The following is a 16,749-nucleotide window of genomic DNA, read 5'->3' as shown; positions in this document are numbered from 1 at the left end:
GAAGATGCGGGGGATGCACGGGGATGCGGCAGGCCCTGCGGCGACGAAGCGGCGCTAGACCTTTTTCCAGGTCGCGTTGGTCGGGATCGAGTGGTCGGCGACGACGACCTGGATGATCGACGGACTGCCGGAATGCGCCTTGGCGGAGAGGATCGCCTCCTCCAGCGCGCCATAGGTCTCGACCTTCCAGCCGCGGCAGCCGAACACCGTAGCCAGTTCGCTGTAGTTCCAGGGATGCAGGATGCAGGCGGTGTAGAAAGCATCGCCCGACGTGAACACCGAGGCGTCCGCCAGCCACTGCTCGACGCCGTAGACGCCGTTGTCGATGACGAAGATGATCGGGTCGAGCTTCAGGCGGGTCTGCGTCGAGAGGCATTGTGCGGTCATCTGGAAACCGCCGTCGCCGGAGAACACCATCATCCGCTGGTAGTGTTCTTTGGCGAGGCAGACGCCGGTCGCGGCCGGGCCGCTATAGCCGATCGCCGAGTAGGAGGACTGGACGATGAAGCCGCGCGGCTGGCTGATCTTCAGCAGCAGACTGCCGAAATAGTTGAGACTGGCATCGCTGCCGACGATCGTGTCGGCGTCGATGTGCCGGGGGATGACGTGGTAGAAGCCCTGGTAGGTGATGGCCCCGCCGGGGTCCTTGGCGGCGGGAACGGGCTCGCACTCGGCCTCGGGACGTTGGAGATCACGCCGCAAACCTTGCTGCAGCAGGCCATCGATCAGGTCGCCGAGGTTTACCTGCGCCCCGAAGAAGGTGCCGTGTTTCACCGTCTCCATCGAGACGAACGCCGTCTTGTCGTAATCGATGGTCCATCCGAGCACGTTGATGTCGTTCAGCCAGACCCCGAGCGCCAGGACGAAATCGGCATCCTCGACGAGCTTCTGCGTGGCTGCGGCGGAAGACATGCCGTCGAACACGCCGGCGAACTGGTCGTCGTCCTCGGACAGGACCGCCTTGCTGAGGAGTTCTGTCACGTACGGAAGGTTCAACTGGCGGATAAGGCGCTCGGCCTCTGCGTGCAGGCCGAAACGATCGACCTCGACGCCGATCCAGAGCAGCGGGTTCTTCGCTTGCTGCAGCCGGTCGCCGAGCCGCTCGATCGCGTCGGCAAGGCTCTCGGCATCGGACAGCCCGCGCGCCGGGCGCAACGGCCTTGCCGGGCGCGGGCATTCGAGGTCGATCATGTCCTCCAGAAGCTCGATATAGACCGGGCGTCTTTCGGTGATGCACTGGGTCAGCGCATAGTCGATCTGCATCGGCCCGATCTCCGGGCTGTCGACGCGCACCGCGGCCACCGTGATGTATTCGAAGACCTGCAGGTCGGTTTCGCGTCCGCTGATGAAATGATGCGAGCTGAAGCCGGTCTGCTCGAAGGTCAGCGTGCGCTTGATGCTGGGGGCACCGTTGATGAGGACGACCGGCACCCGCTCGACATAGGCGCCGGCCACCGCGTTCACCGCGCAGAGGGCGCCGGCCGAGTAGGTGGTGCAGAGCGCGCCGATCCCCTTCAGCCGGGCATAGCCGTCGGCGGCGTAGCCGGCATTCAGTTCGTTGACCTCGGCGACGACCTCGATGCCGCTGGTCGCGGCGTAGCGGGTGACCCACTGGATCGAATAGTCGCCGGCGATCGAGAACAGATGCCGGAGGCCGAGTTCATGCAGCCTGTCGGCGAGGTATTGTCCGACCGTGTATCGCTGTTCCATCGGGATGAAGCCTTCTTGGCTGAGGGCATTTTACGGGGCAGCAGACCGCCATGCGCCGGGCCGGACGCACATGGATTGCTCATCTCTCTGTTTCCGAACGTTTATTTGCCGGCGGGGCAGATCACCCCGTTGCAGGATCCGCTAGTAGTCGCTCGCGCTGCCGAACAGGCGCGGCAGGTAGATGTCGAAGATCCCGGGGCAGAGACGGCCAGGGTAACGCTGCAGCAGGAAGTGCTTGAACGCCTCGCCGGTGAGGCCCTCGCCCACTGCCGCAAGGGCCGCGGACAGGTATTCGACGTTGCCGGCAATTTCCGCCTTGCCCGCGGGAACCCCGTGCCCGGGCAGGAACAGGTCGTAATCCGACAGGAGCAGCCGCTTAAGGACACCGATCCAGTGGGCCATGTGCTGCGTCAGGTAGAGATGCGTGCCGCTGTAGATGAGGTCCTGGGCGATGAAGACGCCGTGGTCCGGCAGCCCGATCGTCAGCAGGAAATCGATCTCCGTGTCGACGATACGGTCGAAGACATACTTGATGCCGTCGATGTGCTCTTCGCCCGGACTGATGCTGTGGGTCGGAATGACGACCGTCTCCGGCGCCAGCCGTCCGAGCTTCCAGTGATCCTGACGCGAGTCCTCGCCATGTTCTTCCAGGAAGCTGATGGTTTCCGGCAGCGCATGGATGGCGACGTCGGCGAAGGCATCGCCGAGGCCGAACCAGTGGTCGGGGTGGCGGTGCGACAGGTAAAGCCGATCGATCGGCTTGTTCAGGCTGTCCGCATAGGCCCGGAACTGCCGGGCATAGGGCGCCAGAAACTGGCCGTCGACGAGGACCAGAACGTTCTGGCTCTCGACGATATGCGTCGCATTGGCGATGTTGTCGCCGGTATAGGCCGAGATGAAGGTGTGGACCCGGACGTCGCCCGCCTGGTGGGCGATGATGATGGGATCCGGCAAGGGCGCGACCATGGGAGTCTCCGGGCTTCGGCCGATAGGGAAAGCTGCAGGTGCATCCGCGCCGGCTTGACCAGAGCGTCGGCGCTCTGTGCTGGCGGGCCGAATAGGCAGGCTCAGGCGTGGACGGTCGGCTGGGCCGCCGCTCGGCGTGTGGCGTTGATGGCGATCTGCTCCCGCAGCACGGTCAGGCCGGCGTGGGCGACGTCGTAGGCGCTGTCGCGCCCCTTCTCCGGCGCGTCCTCGCCGGGCCGCCAGAACCGTCGGCGCGCCATCCGCATCGAGCTGTCGAAAGGCGGGATCGCGTTGAACACTTCGACGAGATACGGACCGGCATAGACAGGCTCGATCTCGCCGAGCATGACGTCCCAGGGGATCCAGCTGTCCTTCACCGCCCCGCGGTCGGGGGCCGAGATGTGCACGTAGAACAGCCGCTTCTCGCGGGCGGCGCGGGCGACGTTCTGGCGGAAGATCGCCGGGCCCTGGCTTTCCATAACCACCTGGGCCGTATCGATCGTCACCCCGCAGCGCGGACTGTCGGCCTGCGCGAGGAAATCCAGCGCCTCCGACACCATGTTCGGCGGCGGCGTCTCCCAGCTCTTCACCGGCTCGATCGCCAGCTTCACGCCCTTGCCGGACGCGTATTCGGTCAGCGCGTGGAACAGCGGCCGGGCCGCCTCGTAGCGCGGCTTCATCCAGTCCTGCAGCGCATCGCTGACGATCGGATCGCCGCCGTCGGTCAGCGGGAACACGCCGTAGGGATAGAGGAACGGGCCGGACATGATCGAGTCGCCATCGCCGAGGATGGCCGTGATGTCGACGCGCGATTTCAGATAGGACAGGGCCTCGCGGCGCTGATCCTCATAGGGCGATGTCGGATCGAAGGTGCGCGTCGTGCCGACATTCGTCGTGAACTTCAGGCCCTTCAGCCCGGCAGCGTCGAAGGTCTTCTTGAGGATCACATAGCGCTCGACCTCGGCGCGATGGTCGCGCTCCGCGGCGCCGACGGCGATGTGGAGATCGAAGCCGGTATAGCCCATCTCGGCCAGCACCTTCATGTGCCGGACCAGCAACTTGGCGTATTCAGCGTCGCCGGGGCGCAGGTCGGCGGTGAACATGAAGAAGCTGAAGTAGATCTCGCGCTGGACGGCCTTGGTCATCTCACCACCGGTCATCTCACCACCCCAGATGTTGGCGCAGAAACGCGCGGGCTGTGCGGGCGCTCTGCAGCGGATTGGCCTTGGCGGGATCCTGCTCGGCCTCGATGACCATCCACCGGTGATAGCCGACCTGTTGCAGGATCTGCAGGACGGGGCGAAGGTCGAGGCTCCCCTCGGGATCGCCGGGCACCGTGAAAATGCCCTGGAGGATCGCTTGGTAGAAACTGAAATCCTGGTCCACCGCCGGCGCCAGAACCGCGCCGCGCACGTTCTTCAGATGCACGTGGGTAATGCGCCCGGCATAGCGGCGGGTGAACTCGACCAGCGCCCGCTGGCCATCGGCCGCGTCGTGCCCGGCGTCCCGCTGCGCCAGGGCACTGCCATAGTGAAGGTGCGCGGTGTCGAGGCAAAGGCCGACATAGGCGGGGTTCGTCGCGTCCATCAACCGGCCGGCCTCGGCATAGGTCATGACACCGGTGCCGACATGCGGGTGGTAGCTGAGCTGCATGCCCTGTTCGTGCGCGTAGCGACCGGCCTCGTTCAGCGAGCGCGTCAGGAGATACCATTGCGGCTCGTTGAAGACCGGCCGCCCCGTCAGCACCGGCACCGTCCGGATCTGGTTCACCGCGCCCGCGAGCTCGGCGACGACCACATCCTGCGCCCCCACCGTCTTCAGGAAAGCCACCTGCGCCTGGAACGCCGCCATGGCGGCCGCCGCGTCGATGCCGGTGGTGAAACTCGTGCCGGCCCAGGTGCTGGCGATCTTCAGCCGGCGCGTGGCGAGTGCCTCCAGGAGCGAGGGAGTCTGCACCGGATAGTTGTGTCCGGTGCTACCGCCCTCGAAACCGGCCTCGGCGGTCTCGTCGAGGATTTTCTGATAGGGCACGTCATTTCCGATCTCCGGAAAGTCGTCATTGGTCCATCCGGTCGGCTGAATGCCGAAGATCATCCGCTGCGGGGATGTCGTCATGGATCTGCCTTTTCTCTCGAATGGAGGAAATGCCGGATACCCGTGTAAACTGCTGACTCTCTGAAGACGCTGAGGAAAAAAGATCGCTTCGTTATTTCTGCGGGCAAGGAACGTGTGCTCAGAAGAGACGCCGCACGGCCTCTGCCGCCTTGCCGAAAGCCTCTCCGCCCCGGATCGTCGCCGGCCGAAGATCATGTCCCGGCGATGTCAGATGATGTAGCAGACGCTATTTCTGGTTGCAATTTCAGATTGCATTGCCAGCAAATTGCCTAACCTTTACGCGAGGCTCGCGGCAGGCAAGGTATCGCTGGAGGACGTGCCGCGGGTGTCGCCGCGGCCCAGCGGATTGTGCCCCCGTCGCAGGTCCGGCGCGCCGGGTCGGTGCATCCGCGAAACCCCTTCCGGAGCCATCCGGGACGGGGCCGATTCATCTCTCCGCACCACGGCGACGGAAAAGCCGGCCGGCAAATTGCGTCGGGGGGGCGATCTCGGCTAATCGTCGCGCAGCGCGGCGGCAGGCGGCGCGCGATGCGAGGAACGGCGATGACGATCTACCCGGTGATCCTGTCCGGCGGCTCCGGCACGCGGCTCTGGCCGCTGTCGCGCGCCATGCATCCCAAGCAGTTCATCCGCTTCTTCGAGGACCGGCCGAGCTTTCTCGGCGCCACGCTCGAGCGGCTCGGCACGACCGCGGGCGTCGCGGCACCGACGATCCTCTGCAACAACGACCACCGCTTCCTCGTCCGCGCCGAATGCGATGCGGCCGGCATCACGCCGAAGATGATGGTGCTGGAGCCGGAGGCGCGCAACACCGCCCCGGCGATCGCGGCGGCCGCCATGCTGCTCGTCGACGAGGATCCCGAAGCGATCCTCTGCGTCATGCCCTCCGATCACCTGATCGCCGACGTGCCGGGCTTTGCCGCCGGCGTCGCCAAGGCGGCCGAGGTGGCGCGCACCGGCCGGCTGGTGCTGTTCGGCATCACGCCGACCGAGCCGAACACCGGCTATGGCTACATCCAGTCCGGAGACGCGCTGGCCGGGGGGGCGGCCGCGAACGTCCGCCGCTTCGCCGAGAAGCCGGATGCCGAGACCGCGCGCGGCTATCTCGCCAGCGGCGACTACGCCTGGAACAGCGGCATCTTCCTGCTGCACGGGCGCACCTTCCTGTCGGAAATGGCGCGGCTCGAGCCGGAAATCCTTGCCGCCGTCAGGGCCTCGGTCGACGGCGCGGTGCGCGATCTCGACTTCATCCGGCTGGAGACGGCGAGCTTTGCGCGCGCGCGCTCGGTGTCGGTCGACTATGCCGTGATGGAGCGCACCGACCGGGCCGCCGTGGTGCCGCTCAGCGTCGGCTGGAGCGATGTCGGCTCCTGGGCGTCGCTCTGGGACGCCTCCGTGCACGATGCCGACGGCAATGCCGTGCACAGCGACGCCGTGCTGATCGACACCCAGAACACCTACATTCACTCGGAGCGATCGCTCGTCGCTACGCTCGGCGTCAGCGACCTCGTCATCGTCGACACGCCGGACGCGCTGCTGGTCGCCGACCGCTCCCGCTCGCAGGAGGTCGGCGCGATCGTCCAGCGCCTGAAGCTCGGCGGGCGGCGCGAGCACGAGCAGCACCTGCGCGCGCATCGGCCCTGGGGCTATTTCGAAACGCTGTCGCTGCAGCAGCGCTTTCAGGTGAAGGTGCTGCACGTAACGCCGGGCAGCCAACTCTCGCTGCAGATGCACCACCACCGCTCCGAGCACTGGATCGTCGTCAAGGGCACGGCGAAGGTGACGGTGGGCGACGAGGTGCGCTTCGCCCGCGAGAACGAGAGCCTCTACATCCAGGCGACGCAATGGCACCGGTTGGAGAACCCCGGCAAGGTGCCGCTCGAGCTCATCGAGGTGCAGATCGGCAGCTATCTCGGCGAGGACGACATCGTGCGCAGCGACGACGTCTATAACCGCTCGCCCGGCGAGACCAAGTAGGCCGCTCGCCCTGCGGCGAGATCAGCGCGGTCATAATGCAGCGCCTCCGGGAAGAGGCCCGACTGCAGCCGCCAACAGCCAGCCGGGCGACAAGCCTCAATCGTCCGGGCCCACGAGCCGCCCTTGCTCGGCCTTGTGGAAATACTGGCTGGCGACGAGCCATCCCTTCAGCGGCCGCAGCGGCAGGAGGCAGCTGAGGAGGATGACGGGGACGCTGACGAAGAGGTGCACCCAGATCGACACGTCGAAGGCGACCTCCAGCCAGACGGCGAAGAGCACCGAGGGAATGCAGGCAAAGCAGATGACGAAGAAGGCCGGGCCGTCGGCGGGATCGGCAAAGCCGTAGTCGAGACCGCAGACCTCGCAGCGCGGGGCGATGGTCAGGAACCCGTCGAACAGCGCCCCCTCTCCGCAGCGCGGGCAGCGGCAGCGCAGGCCGACCTTCATCGGATCAAGCGGCGGCCATTCGGAGGAGATCGGCGGGACGGTCATCGGCACTTTCAGCTCAAGAAAAGAAACAGCGGGCCAGAAAAGAAACCGCGGGCTCGGCGTCGTCGCCGCGCGGGATTGCTGCTCTTCTCGCCCTTGAGGCCTGCGAAGAGAAGAGGACCGATCGTCCACCTCCCCAACTCCCTTGGGGCCTTTACGGCAGCGCATCCTCGAGCCAACGCGCCGAAGACCGGGCCGTTGCAGCCGTTGCAGCCCCTGCGGCGCCTCTCGCCCCAAGCCGGGGTAAAACCTGCCTCCAAACGCCGTCGTGAACGGAAAATCCTTGCTCGGCACCGCCGGGGGGCTTGGCTATCGTCGTCGCTGGACCAGTTCCGCTGTGGGAATGCCAGACGGCGCCCCGAGCTCACTGCGGATTGCCCGATACCGCCAGACCCGGCAGGGCCAGACCCCATCAAGGATTGCATCATGCGTTTCGGCAAGACCCTTCTCGGCGCCGCCATCGCCACCGGCCTTCTCGTCGCCTCGGCGAACGCGCAGGTGGTGGTGTCCTCGAAGATCGACACCGAGGGCGGCGTTCTCGGCAACATCATCCTCGGCGTACTCGAGGCGAACAAGATCGCGACGACCGACCGGCTGCAGCTGGGCGGCACGCCGATCCTGCGCCAGGCACTGATCGCCGGCGAGGTCGACATCTACCCAGAATACACCGGCAACGCGGCGTTCTTCTTTGAGAAGGCCGAGGATCCCGCCTGGAAGGATGCCGCCAAGGCCTATGCCGAGGCGAAGAAGCTCGACTACGACGCCAACAAGATCGTCTGGCTGACGCCCTCGCCGGCGAACAACACCTGGGCGATCGCCGTCCGCAAGGACATGGCGGAGGCCGACAAGCTCGCGAGCCTCAGCGACTTCGGCAAGTTCGTCGCCGGCGGCGGCACGGCCAAGCTTGCGGCCTCCGCGGAGTTCGTCAACTCGGCCGCGGCCCTGCCGGCCTTCCAGACCGCCTACGGCTTCACGCTGAAGTCCGATCAGCTGATCACGCTGTCCGGTGGCGACACCGCCGCGACCATCGCGGCTGCCGCCAACCAGACCAACGGCGCGAACGCCGCGATGGTCTACGGCACCGATGGCGGCATCGCCCCGTCCGGCCTCGTGGTGCTGACCGACGACAAGGGCGTGCAGCCGGTTTACCAGCCGGCGCCGATCATCCGCGAGGCCGTGCTGAAGCAGCATCCGGAGATCGAGGCCTTGCTGAAGCCGGTGTTCGAGAAGCTCGACCTCGTCACCTTGCAGGAGCTGAATGGCCGCGTGCAGGTCGGCGGCGAGCCAGCAAAGGCCGTGGCGCAGGAGTTCCTGACCAAGAACGGCTTCGTCAAATAAGCCTCCCGCCGATCCCGTCGGCCGCTGAAACGCGGCCCCTGCCGCCGCCCCTCCCCCGACGGGCGGCGGCAGCCGTATGGCGGCCAGACAAGCTCGGCATCGCCATCGCCCTCATCATCGGCGCCGGCGCGCTTCTGCCTTTCGCGACTTTCCGCGCCAACCGCATCGTCCCCGGCACTGCCGAGACCATGACCGTGGCTTTGCCCACGGCGGCCGCATTCGTCTTCGTGGCGGCGATCCTCGCGACGCTCGCGATCGCCGCGCTGCGCACCCCCGGGCTTCTGCGCCTTGCCGCCAGCCTCGTCGGCCTTGCCACCATCGCCATCCTGATCGGCGTAGCGGCCGGGCACCTCGCGCCGGCCGCCAACCCCTATGCGCGGGTTTCGCCGGCGTCGGGCTTCTGGGTCATGACCTTCGGCTTCGCACTGCTGGCGACCGACGCCTTCACCCGCCTGCGGCCGACGCCGTTGCAGCGCATCGCGATGCTGGCGGGCGTTTTCCTCGCGGCATGGGGACTGCTTGCCTCCGGCCAGTGGGACGGGCTGTCGATCATGAAGGAATATGCTGGTCGCGCCGACAGCTTCTGGACCGAGATGGGCCGCCACGCGGTTCTGGCGTTCGGCTCGCTCGCCGCCGCCGCGCTCGTCGGCCTGCCGCTTGGCGTCGTCTGCCACCGCGTGCCGCGGCTGCGGGCGGGGGTGCTGGGCGTCCTCAACATGGTGCAGACCATTCCCTCCATCGCACTCTTCGGCATCCTGATCGCGCCGCTCGCCTGGGTGGCGGCCAACGTGCCCGGTGCGTCCGCCGTCGGCATTCGCGGGATCGGCGGCGCCCCGGCCTTTGTCGCGCTCTTCCTCTATTCGCTGCTGCCGGTGGTGGCGAACACCGTCGTCGGCCTCGCCAGCGTCTCGCCCGCCGCCAACGATGCGGCGCGCGGCGTCGGCATGACCGACCGCCAGCGGCTTTTCGGCGTCGAACTGCCACTGGCGCTGCCGCTGATCCTCACCGGCATCCGCATCGTCCTGATCCAGAACATCGGCATGGCCACCATCGCAGCGCTGGTCGGCGGCGGCGGGCTCGGGGTCTTCGTCTTCCAGGGCATCGGCCAGACCGCGCTCGACCTCGTCCTCCTCGGCGCACTGCCGACGGTGGCGATGGCGTTTGCCGCCGCCGTTATCCTCGATGCCGGCATCGAGCTCAGCCGGCCCCGCGGGGCAGAGGGACAGAGGAAGGCGTCATGATCGAGATCGACGGTCTCACCAAGCGCTATGGCGAGACGACCGTGGTCGACGGCGTGTCGATGGTGATCGAGCCGCGCAGCATCGCCGTCATCGTCGGCACGTCCGGCTCCGGCAAGACGACGCTGATGCGGATGATCAACCGGCTGGTCGAGCCGACATCGGGGACGGTGCGCCTCGACGGCGAGGACAACCGCAGCCTCCCCGGCTTCGAGCTGCGGCGGCGCATCGGCTATGCCATCCAGGGCGACGGCCTGTTCCCGCACCGGACGGTGGCCGAGAACATCGCGACCGTCCCGGCTCTCCTCGGCTGGGACCGGGCGCGCACCGAGAAGCGCGTCGCAGAACTGCTCGAGCTCTTCTCGCTCGACCCCGCATTGTTCGCAGCCCGCTACCCGCACGAGCTCTCCGGCGGCCAGCGCCAGCGCGTCGGCGTCGCCCGGGCGCTGGCGGCTGAGCCGAACGTCCTGTTGATGGACGAGCCTTTCGGCGCGCTCGACCCGGTGATCCGCGCCAAGGCACAGACCGATCTCCTCGACATCCAGAAACGCTTCGGCACGACGATCATCCTCGTCACCCACGACATGGAGGAGGCGATCCTCCTCGGCGACAAGATCGCAGTGATGGATGCCGGCCGGCTGATCCAGTTCGCCACCCCGGCGGAGATCCTCGCGCGGCCTGCGACGCCTTTCGTCGAGACGCTGATCGGCACGGCCGAGCGGCCGTTCCGGCTGCTGTCGCTCGGGACGGTCGGCGCACTGGTGGAGCCTGGCACCGCGGAGGGCACGGCGATCGCAGCGACGGCCTCGCAGCGCGATGCGCTGGCCGAACTGCTCTGGTCCGGCCGCACTGCAGTGCCGGTGGCGGACACCGACGGGACGATGATCGGCCGGGTGACGATCGAGGCGCTGGTGCGCCATGCGGCGAGACCCGCGCCGTGAGCCGCTGGTGGCCGGTGCTGCTGCGGCTGGTGGCGCTCGCCCTTCTCATCGCGTTCCTCGTCGACCCCGAGCCCTTCGCGCCGCTGCTGCGCCCGTTCACCAACAACAACGCGCCGGCGGTCTACAACCAGGGCAGCCTGCTCGCGCTGACGCTGTCGCATCTGCGGACGGTGTTCCTCGCGACCTCGGCGGCGGCGATCGTCGCGGTGTCGCTCGGCCTCCTCGTGACCCGGCCGATCGGGGCGGAGTTCCTGCCGCTGTCGCGCAGCATCGTCAACATCGGCCAGACCTTTCCGCCGGTGGCGGTGCTGGCGCTGGCCGTGCCGGCGGTGGGCTTCGGCGAGAAGCCGACGCTGATCGCGCTGTTCCTCTACGGGCTGCTGCCGATCTTCGAGAACACCGTGTCGGGCCTGACCGGCCTGCCGCCGACGATCCGGGAAGCCGCACGCGGCGCCGGCATGACCGGCTGGCAGCAGCTGTGGCGGGTGGAACTGCCGCTGGCCTTGCCCGCGATCCTTTCCGGCATCCGCCTCTCGGCGGTGATCGGACTTGCCACCGCCACCATCGGCTCGACGGTGGCTGCCAAGACCCTCGGCGAAGTCATCATCGCCGGCCTCGTCTCCAGCAACCTCGCCTTCGTCCTGCAAGGCGGCCTGATCGTCGCGGTGCTGGCGGTGCTGATCTATGACGGCCTGTCGGGCCTCGAGCGCTGGGTGGCGCGGCGGGGCAGCAGCCGGTAAGGCGCGCCCCTCAACGCGCGAAAGGCCCCCCGGCATACGCCGGAGGGCCCTGGTTAAGCCGCGATGTGCTGGTCGCGACGGGGAGACGCGAGGTCGCCCGCGCGGCTTAAGGGGAAGCTCGGTCTCTTACTGGAAGAGACGGAGGACGTTCTGGGCCGACGAGTTGCCGATCGAGAGGGCCTGGTAGGCCAGCTGCTGCTTGACCTGCAGGGCGGTCGACTTGGCCGACTCTTCCTCGAGGTTGGCGTCGACGATCGAGCTCAGCGCGTTCTCGTTGATGCTCTTCAGCGTGGTCTGGAAGTCGAGCTGCGAGCCGAGCATTTCCGAGAAGGACGAGACGCTAGCCTGCAGGCCGACGACTTCGCCAAGGGCAGCCGTGACTTTCGTCGAGAGCGCGGCGATGTCGGCGCCTGTCGCCGCAGCCGTTGCAGCGGTCTTCAGCGCGGCATAGGCCGTACCGGTCTCGAGATCGGTGCCGACATAGGCGATCGACGCGCCGGTCTCGGTCGACAACTTGACCGTTTCGGTTGCGGTACCCTTGAGCAGGTTGGTGCCCTGGAAGCCCGAGGACGCGGTGAGCGCGGTGACCTGGGTCAGGTAGGAAGCGATCTTGCTCGACGCTGCGGAGACCTCTGCGGCTGTGGAGGTGGAGGTCGTCGACGAGGCTACATCGGCCATCTTGGTGAGAATGTCGCTGATCTTGTCCAGGCCGGCGCCGGCGGCATCGGCACGGGCCTTCGAGAGGCCGATATTCGCAGAGAGCGTGTCCTGCGACTTGACGTTGCTGCGGATGCTCTGGGCGGTGGTGAAGAGCGCAGCGTTGTCGGAGTAATTGTTGATCTTCAGACCCGTACCGATGCGGGTCTGGTTCGTCGCGATGTCCTTGTTGATCTGGCGGAGCGAAGCGAGAACTGCAGAGTTACCGGCGGTGTTGTTGATGCTGACCATTGTAGTTTTCCCCGTGAGTGCCGCAGAAGCGTTGTGCTCGTTGCTTGCAGGGATACTTATGCAGCTATTCTTTGAACGATCTCATTGCTAGCTATCGACAATTTGAATGAATCGCTCTTTCGGTGTTTGGCTACTTATATTTGGTTTATTGTTGGTTTGGGCGCTCCTGAAAATTCGTGCTTTCTGTTTCAGTAAAACTTAACCTCGATATCGGCAGCGGCGCAGGACAGCCAAGTCCGCGCCATGAAAAAGGGACCGGAATCGCTGTGATTCCAGTCCCTTACATCGAAAGCGCAGGACTATGTCCGCGCCGTGCTCGGCTCAGCCCTTCGGCTTGTAAATCTGATCGAACGTGCCGCCATCGCCGAAATGCTCGGGCTGCGCCTTGGCCCAGCCACCGAACAGCTTGTCGTCGATGCTGATGAGCTTCACCTGCGGAAACCGCGCGATGTCTTCCTTCGCCGCGAGCTCCGGCTTGAACGGCCGGTAGAAGTGCTTTGCCGCGATCGCCTGGCCTTCCGGCGAGTAGAGATAGTTCAGATAGGCCTCGGCGACTTCGCGCGTCCCCTTGGCGTCGACGTTCTTGTCGACCACCGCCACCGGCGGCTCGGCAACGATCGAGATCGACGGCACGACGATCTCGAACTGGTCGGCGCCAAGCTCCTCCAGAGTCAGGAAGGCCTCGTTCTCCCAGGCCAGCAGCACGTCGCCGATGCCGCGCTGGGCGAACGTCGTGGTGGCACCGCGGGCGCCGCTGTCGAGCACGGGCACGTGGCCGTAGAGCTGGCCGACGAATTCCTTGGTCTTGGCCGCGTCGCCGCCGTACTGCTGGTTCGCCCAGGCCCAGGCGGCAAGGTAGTTCCAGCGCGCCCCGCCGGAGGTCTTCGGGTTCGGGGTGATCACCTCGACGCCGTCCTTGATGAGGTCGCCCCAGTCCTTGATCGCCTTCGGATTGTCCTTGCGCACGAGGAAGACGATGGTCGAGGTGTAGGGCGCGCTGTTGTTCGGCAGACGGCCGCGCCAGTCGGCGTTGATCTTGCCGGATTTCTCGGCGATGGCGTTGATGTCCGCCTCCAGCGCCAGCGTCACCACGTCGGCATCGAGCCCGTCGATCACCGTGCGCGCCTGGGCGCCGGAACCGCCGTGCGACTGGCGGATGGCGACGGCATCGTGGCCCTCCGCGGCCCAGTGCTTGGCGAAGGCGGCGTTGAAATCCTTGTAGAGCTCGCGCGTCGGATCGTAGGAGACGTTGAGGATGGTCTGCTGCGCGGCCGCCGGCAGCACCGGCAGCGCAAAGGCCAGCGACAGGCCGAGGGCGGCGAGAAGCGTCGTCGATCGGGACATGGATCTCCTTTCGGCGGCCGGATTTCGGCCGGGGGGAAACGGACGGGAAGTGTCCTGCGAGGGTGCCGCGCCAAACGCGATCTCTGGCCCCGAGACTAGTCAATCTACCGAAACAGTCGATATTAAACTTTCTGTTTTACCGGCCCCCGCAGGAATTTCATTCCGCGGGGGCGCTGGCACTGACCGGCCTGGTCCCGGTGCTGCAGCATCGGCCCGAAAATCGGAATCGATTTACGGACAGTCCGATGCGTAGATTAAAGGAGTTAGAGCGTCCTTTGTGCGTGCGAACGCACGCGCGGCGCTCTAAACGGCCTTGCCCGCCGTCAGGCTGGAAAGGCTGCGGCTGACATAGGCGCCATCGGCCTTCGTGCCCTCCAGCACGCCGTCGCGCAGCATGACCTTGCCGCCGAGCACCACCGTCACCGGCCATCCGGTGATCTCGATGCCCTCGTACGGGCTGTAGTCGGCACCGTCGTGCAGGTCGGCATGGCGGATGGTGCGCTTGACCGCCGGGTCCCAGATCGCGATGTCGGCGTCGCAGCCGATGGCGATGCGGCCCTTCTTCTCCAGCCCGTAGAGTTTCGCATGGTTGGTCGAGGTCAGCGCGACGAAGCGCGGCAGGTCGATGCGGCCGGCCATCACGCCTTGCGAGAACAGGATCGGCAGCCGCGTCTCGACGCCCGGAATGCCGTTCGGGATATGGCGGAAATTCTTGGCGCCCTTCGGGTTCAGCTTGCCCGCGGGATCGTCGTAGCGGAACGGGCAATGATCTGAGGAGAACAGGTCGAAGACGCCGTCCTCCAGCCCGTTCCAGCAGGCCGCCTGCTCTTGCGTATCGCGCGGTGGCGGCGAGCAGACGAACTTCGCGCCCTCCCAGTCCATGCCCTCGAGGTCGGCTGCCGTCAAAGTGAGATATTGCGGGCAGGTCTCCGACACGACCTTGCGGCCCCTCGCCCGCGCACGCCGGATCTCGTCGATCGCGGCCCCGTTGGAGACGTGGACGATGACCACCGGCACGTCGACGATCTCGGCGAGCGACATCGCCCGGTGCGTCGCCTCGCGCTCGGCCGCCACGGGCCGCGTCGAAGCGTGCGCCCGCGGGCGCACCTCGCCCTCGGCCTCGTGCCGGCCGATGAGGTAGCGGATCGCGTCCTCGTTCTCGCAGTGGACCATGACCAGCGCGCCGGTGCGGCGGGCGACGTCCATGGTCGCGAGGATCTCGGCATCGTTCAGCCGGAGCCCCTCATAGGTCATGAACACCTTGAAGGAGGTGTAGCCGTCGGCGACCAGCGCCGGCAGCTCCTGGCCGAGCACCGCCTCGGTCGGATCGGAGACGATGAGGTGGAAGGAGAAGTCGGTGTAGCAATTGCCCTCGGCCAGCGCATGGTAGCGCTTCAGCCCCTCGCGCAGGCTCTCGCCCTTCTGCTGCAGGCAGAACGGCAGCACCGTGGTGTTGCCGCCGTAGAGCGCCGAGCGGGTGCCGCTCTCGAAGCCGTCGGCCATGACGATGCCCTCGCCCGAGGGCTGGGCGAGGTGCACATGGCTGTCGATGCCGCCCGGCAGCACGAACTTGCCGGTCGCGTCGATGGTCTCGCGCGCCGGCCCGAGGTCATGGCCGAGGGTGACGATGACGCCGTCCCGGATGCCGACATCGGCGAGGAAGGTGTCGGACGCGGTGGCGACGGTGCCGCCGGAGATGACGAGGTCGAGCATCAGAGGCTGGGCTCCAGCGCCGCGATCAGCCGGTCGACCTCTTCCAGCGTGTTGTAGTGCACCATCGAGACGCGCACGACGCCATCGGTGGCGCCGAGGCCGTGCTCCTCGACGATGCGCTTGGCATAGAAGTCGCCGTAGCGGATGCCGACCTTGGCGTCGTCGACGGCCTCGACGATGCGCTTGGAGCTCTCCGTGCCGACGGTGAAGCTGACGGTCGAGACGCGGTCCTCGATGGCAGATGAGGCGCGGCCGATGATCCGCACCGAATTGCGGCTCTGCAGGAAGTCCATCAGCTTCGCCGTGAGCACCCGCTCCTGCTCGGCGATCTGATGGAAACCCGCCTCGATCGCCACGCGGCCGGGCGACGCGCCGGTGCGGACGCCCAGTTCCTCGACATACTCCACCGCGCCGATCGAGCCCCAGGCCAGCTCGTAGTTGATGTTGCCGGGCTCGATCTTGTGCGGCACGCGGCTCTTGTCGAAGAAGTAGTGGTAGATGTTGTCGAGTTCCAAGAGCTTGTCGCGCTTGCCGAACATCACCGCGAAATGCGGCCCGAACACCTTGTAGACGCTGAAGATATAGTAGTCGCAGCCGAGCGCCTGGACGTCGACCGCGCGGTGCGGCGCGTAGGCGACGGCGTCGACGCAGACCTCGGCGCCGGCGGCATGGGCGATGTCGGCGATCTCGCGGATCGGGTTGATGGTGCCGAGAATGTTCGAGGCGTGCGTCACGCAGACGAGCTTGGTCCTGTCGGTGATCAGCGCCTGGAGATCGGCGAGATCGAGCTCGAACGTCTCGGGATCGCACTTCCAGAACTTGATGACGACGCCGCGCGCCTCATGCTTCAGCCAGGGGCCGATGTTGGCCTCGTGGTCGGTGTTCGTCAGGATGATCTCGTCGCCCGGCTGCAGCTTGCCGGTCATCGCCTCCGACAGGAAGCGGATCAGGATCGTCGTCGACGGGCCCATGACGATCTCGCCGGGATCGGCATTCATGAACGTCGCGAACGCCTTGCGCACTTCGCCGACGCGCCGTGTCGCCTCCTGGCTCGGGCCGTAGCTCGCGCCGGTCTGGACGTGCGTGGTCAGCAGATAGTCGGAGATGCGCGCGGCGACGCGGGACAGCACAGCGCTGCCGCCGGCATTGTCCATATAGGCCCACTCGCTGGAGAGGGCCGGAAACTGGTGGCGGACGAAATCGAGGTCGAGGGTCATGGCAGTACCTTTG

Annotated in this window: 14 protein-coding genes; 5 read left to right on the top strand and 9 right to left on the bottom strand. The window is 66.7% G+C overall.

The features are described 5' to 3' along the window. Window positions 1-54: 54 nt before the first annotated feature. The 4 genes from ACZL02_RS00845 to ACZL02_RS00830 form a co-directional block, all read right to left on the bottom strand. Window positions 55-1,710 (bottom strand): alpha-keto acid decarboxylase family protein, encoded by a 1,656-nt coding sequence (locus ACZL02_RS00845; protein ID WP_472938308.1) that lies wholly within the window; start codon window positions 1,708-1,710, stop codon window positions 55-57. Window positions 1,711-1,851: 141 nt separating this feature from the next. Continuing rightward, window positions 1,852-2,676 (bottom strand): MBL fold metallo-hydrolase, encoded by an 825-nt coding sequence (locus ACZL02_RS00840; protein ID WP_472938307.1) that lies wholly within the window; start codon window positions 2,674-2,676, stop codon window positions 1,852-1,854. Between the two features lie 101 nt (window positions 2,677-2,777). Next, on the bottom strand, window positions 2,778-3,821 hold the full coding sequence (locus ACZL02_RS00835; RefSeq protein WP_472939080.1) for a sugar phosphate isomerase/epimerase family protein: 1,044 nt from the start codon (window positions 3,819-3,821) through the stop codon (window positions 2,778-2,780). Window positions 3,822-3,837: 16 nt separating this feature from the next. After that, window positions 3,838-4,791 carry a TIM barrel protein gene (locus ACZL02_RS00830; RefSeq protein WP_472938306.1) on the bottom strand — a complete coding sequence of 318 codons (954 nt, stop codon included), beginning with the start codon at window positions 4,789-4,791 and terminating at the stop codon, window positions 3,838-3,840. 543 nt (window positions 4,792-5,334) lie between these two features. On the opposite strand from ACZL02_RS00830, the gene ACZL02_RS00825 reads away from it, so the two are divergent. Further along, window positions 5,335-6,768: a mannose-1-phosphate guanylyltransferase/mannose-6-phosphate isomerase gene (locus ACZL02_RS00825; RefSeq protein ID WP_472938305.1), complete on the top strand. Its 1,434-nt coding sequence runs from the start codon at window positions 5,335-5,337 to the stop codon at window positions 6,766-6,768. Between the two features lie 96 nt (window positions 6,769-6,864). On the opposite strand, the gene ACZL02_RS00820 is transcribed toward ACZL02_RS00825, so the two are convergent. After that, complete coding sequence (locus tag ACZL02_RS00820) at window positions 6,865-7,260, bottom strand: DUF983 domain-containing protein (RefSeq protein ID WP_472938304.1); 396 nt, start codon at window positions 7,258-7,260, stop codon at window positions 6,865-6,867. Between the two features lie 423 nt (window positions 7,261-7,683). On the opposite strand from ACZL02_RS00820, the gene osmF reads away from it, so the two are divergent. Genes osmF through ACZL02_RS00800 form a run of 4 tightly spaced genes read left to right on the top strand, consistent with a single transcriptional unit; the run spans window position 7,684 to window position 11,514 of the window. Then, window positions 7,684-8,595 carry a glycine betaine ABC transporter substrate-binding protein OsmF gene (osmF, locus tag ACZL02_RS00815; RefSeq protein ID WP_472938303.1) on the top strand — a complete coding sequence of 304 codons (912 nt, stop codon included), beginning with the start codon at window positions 7,684-7,686 and terminating at the stop codon, window positions 8,593-8,595. A gap of 11 nt (window positions 8,596-8,606) precedes the next feature. Beyond that, complete coding sequence (locus ACZL02_RS00810) at window positions 8,607-9,836, top strand: ABC transporter permease (protein ID WP_472939079.1); 1,230 nt, start codon at window positions 8,607-8,609, stop codon at window positions 9,834-9,836. Beyond that, window positions 9,833-10,774, top strand: coding sequence for an ABC transporter ATP-binding protein (locus tag ACZL02_RS00805; protein WP_472938302.1), 942 nt, complete (start codon window positions 9,833-9,835; stop codon window positions 10,772-10,774). The genes ACZL02_RS00810 and ACZL02_RS00805 overlap by 4 nt, the downstream gene beginning before the upstream one ends. Then, window positions 10,771-11,514: an ABC transporter permease gene (locus ACZL02_RS00800; RefSeq protein ID WP_472938301.1), complete on the top strand. Its 744-nt coding sequence runs from the start codon at window positions 10,771-10,773 to the stop codon at window positions 11,512-11,514. Before ACZL02_RS00805 ends, ACZL02_RS00800 begins: the two co-directional genes overlap by 4 nt. Before the next feature lie 126 nt (window positions 11,515-11,640). Here the strand turns inward: ACZL02_RS00800 and ACZL02_RS00795 are convergent, their stop codons facing one another. From ACZL02_RS00795 to ACZL02_RS00780, 4 genes are all read right to left on the bottom strand, one after another. Then, window positions 11,641-12,462 (bottom strand): flagellin, encoded by an 822-nt coding sequence (locus ACZL02_RS00795; RefSeq protein ID WP_472938300.1) that lies wholly within the window; start codon window positions 12,460-12,462, stop codon window positions 11,641-11,643. Between the two features lie 321 nt (window positions 12,463-12,783). Next, window positions 12,784-13,806: a sulfate ABC transporter substrate-binding protein gene (locus ACZL02_RS00790; protein WP_472938299.1), complete on the bottom strand. Its 1,023-nt coding sequence runs from the start codon at window positions 13,804-13,806 to the stop codon at window positions 12,784-12,786. Between the two features lie 303 nt (window positions 13,807-14,109). Continuing rightward, window positions 14,110-15,519: a dihydropyrimidinase gene (hydA, locus tag ACZL02_RS00785; RefSeq protein ID WP_472938298.1), complete on the bottom strand. Its 1,410-nt coding sequence runs from the start codon at window positions 15,517-15,519 to the stop codon at window positions 14,110-14,112. Further along, entirely contained in the window at window positions 15,519-16,736 is a 1,218-nt protein-coding gene (locus ACZL02_RS00780; protein WP_472938297.1) for a cysteine desulfurase-like protein, read from the bottom strand. The genes hydA and ACZL02_RS00780 overlap by 1 nt, the downstream gene beginning before the upstream one ends. Between the last annotated feature and the right edge of the window lie 13 nt (window positions 16,737-16,749).

It is taken from the genome of Mesocryomonas fontinalis, from assembly GCF_055730125.2.
The sequence above is the reverse complement of the archived record's forward strand: the minus strand, read 5'-3'. Positions and strand labels throughout refer to the sequence as shown.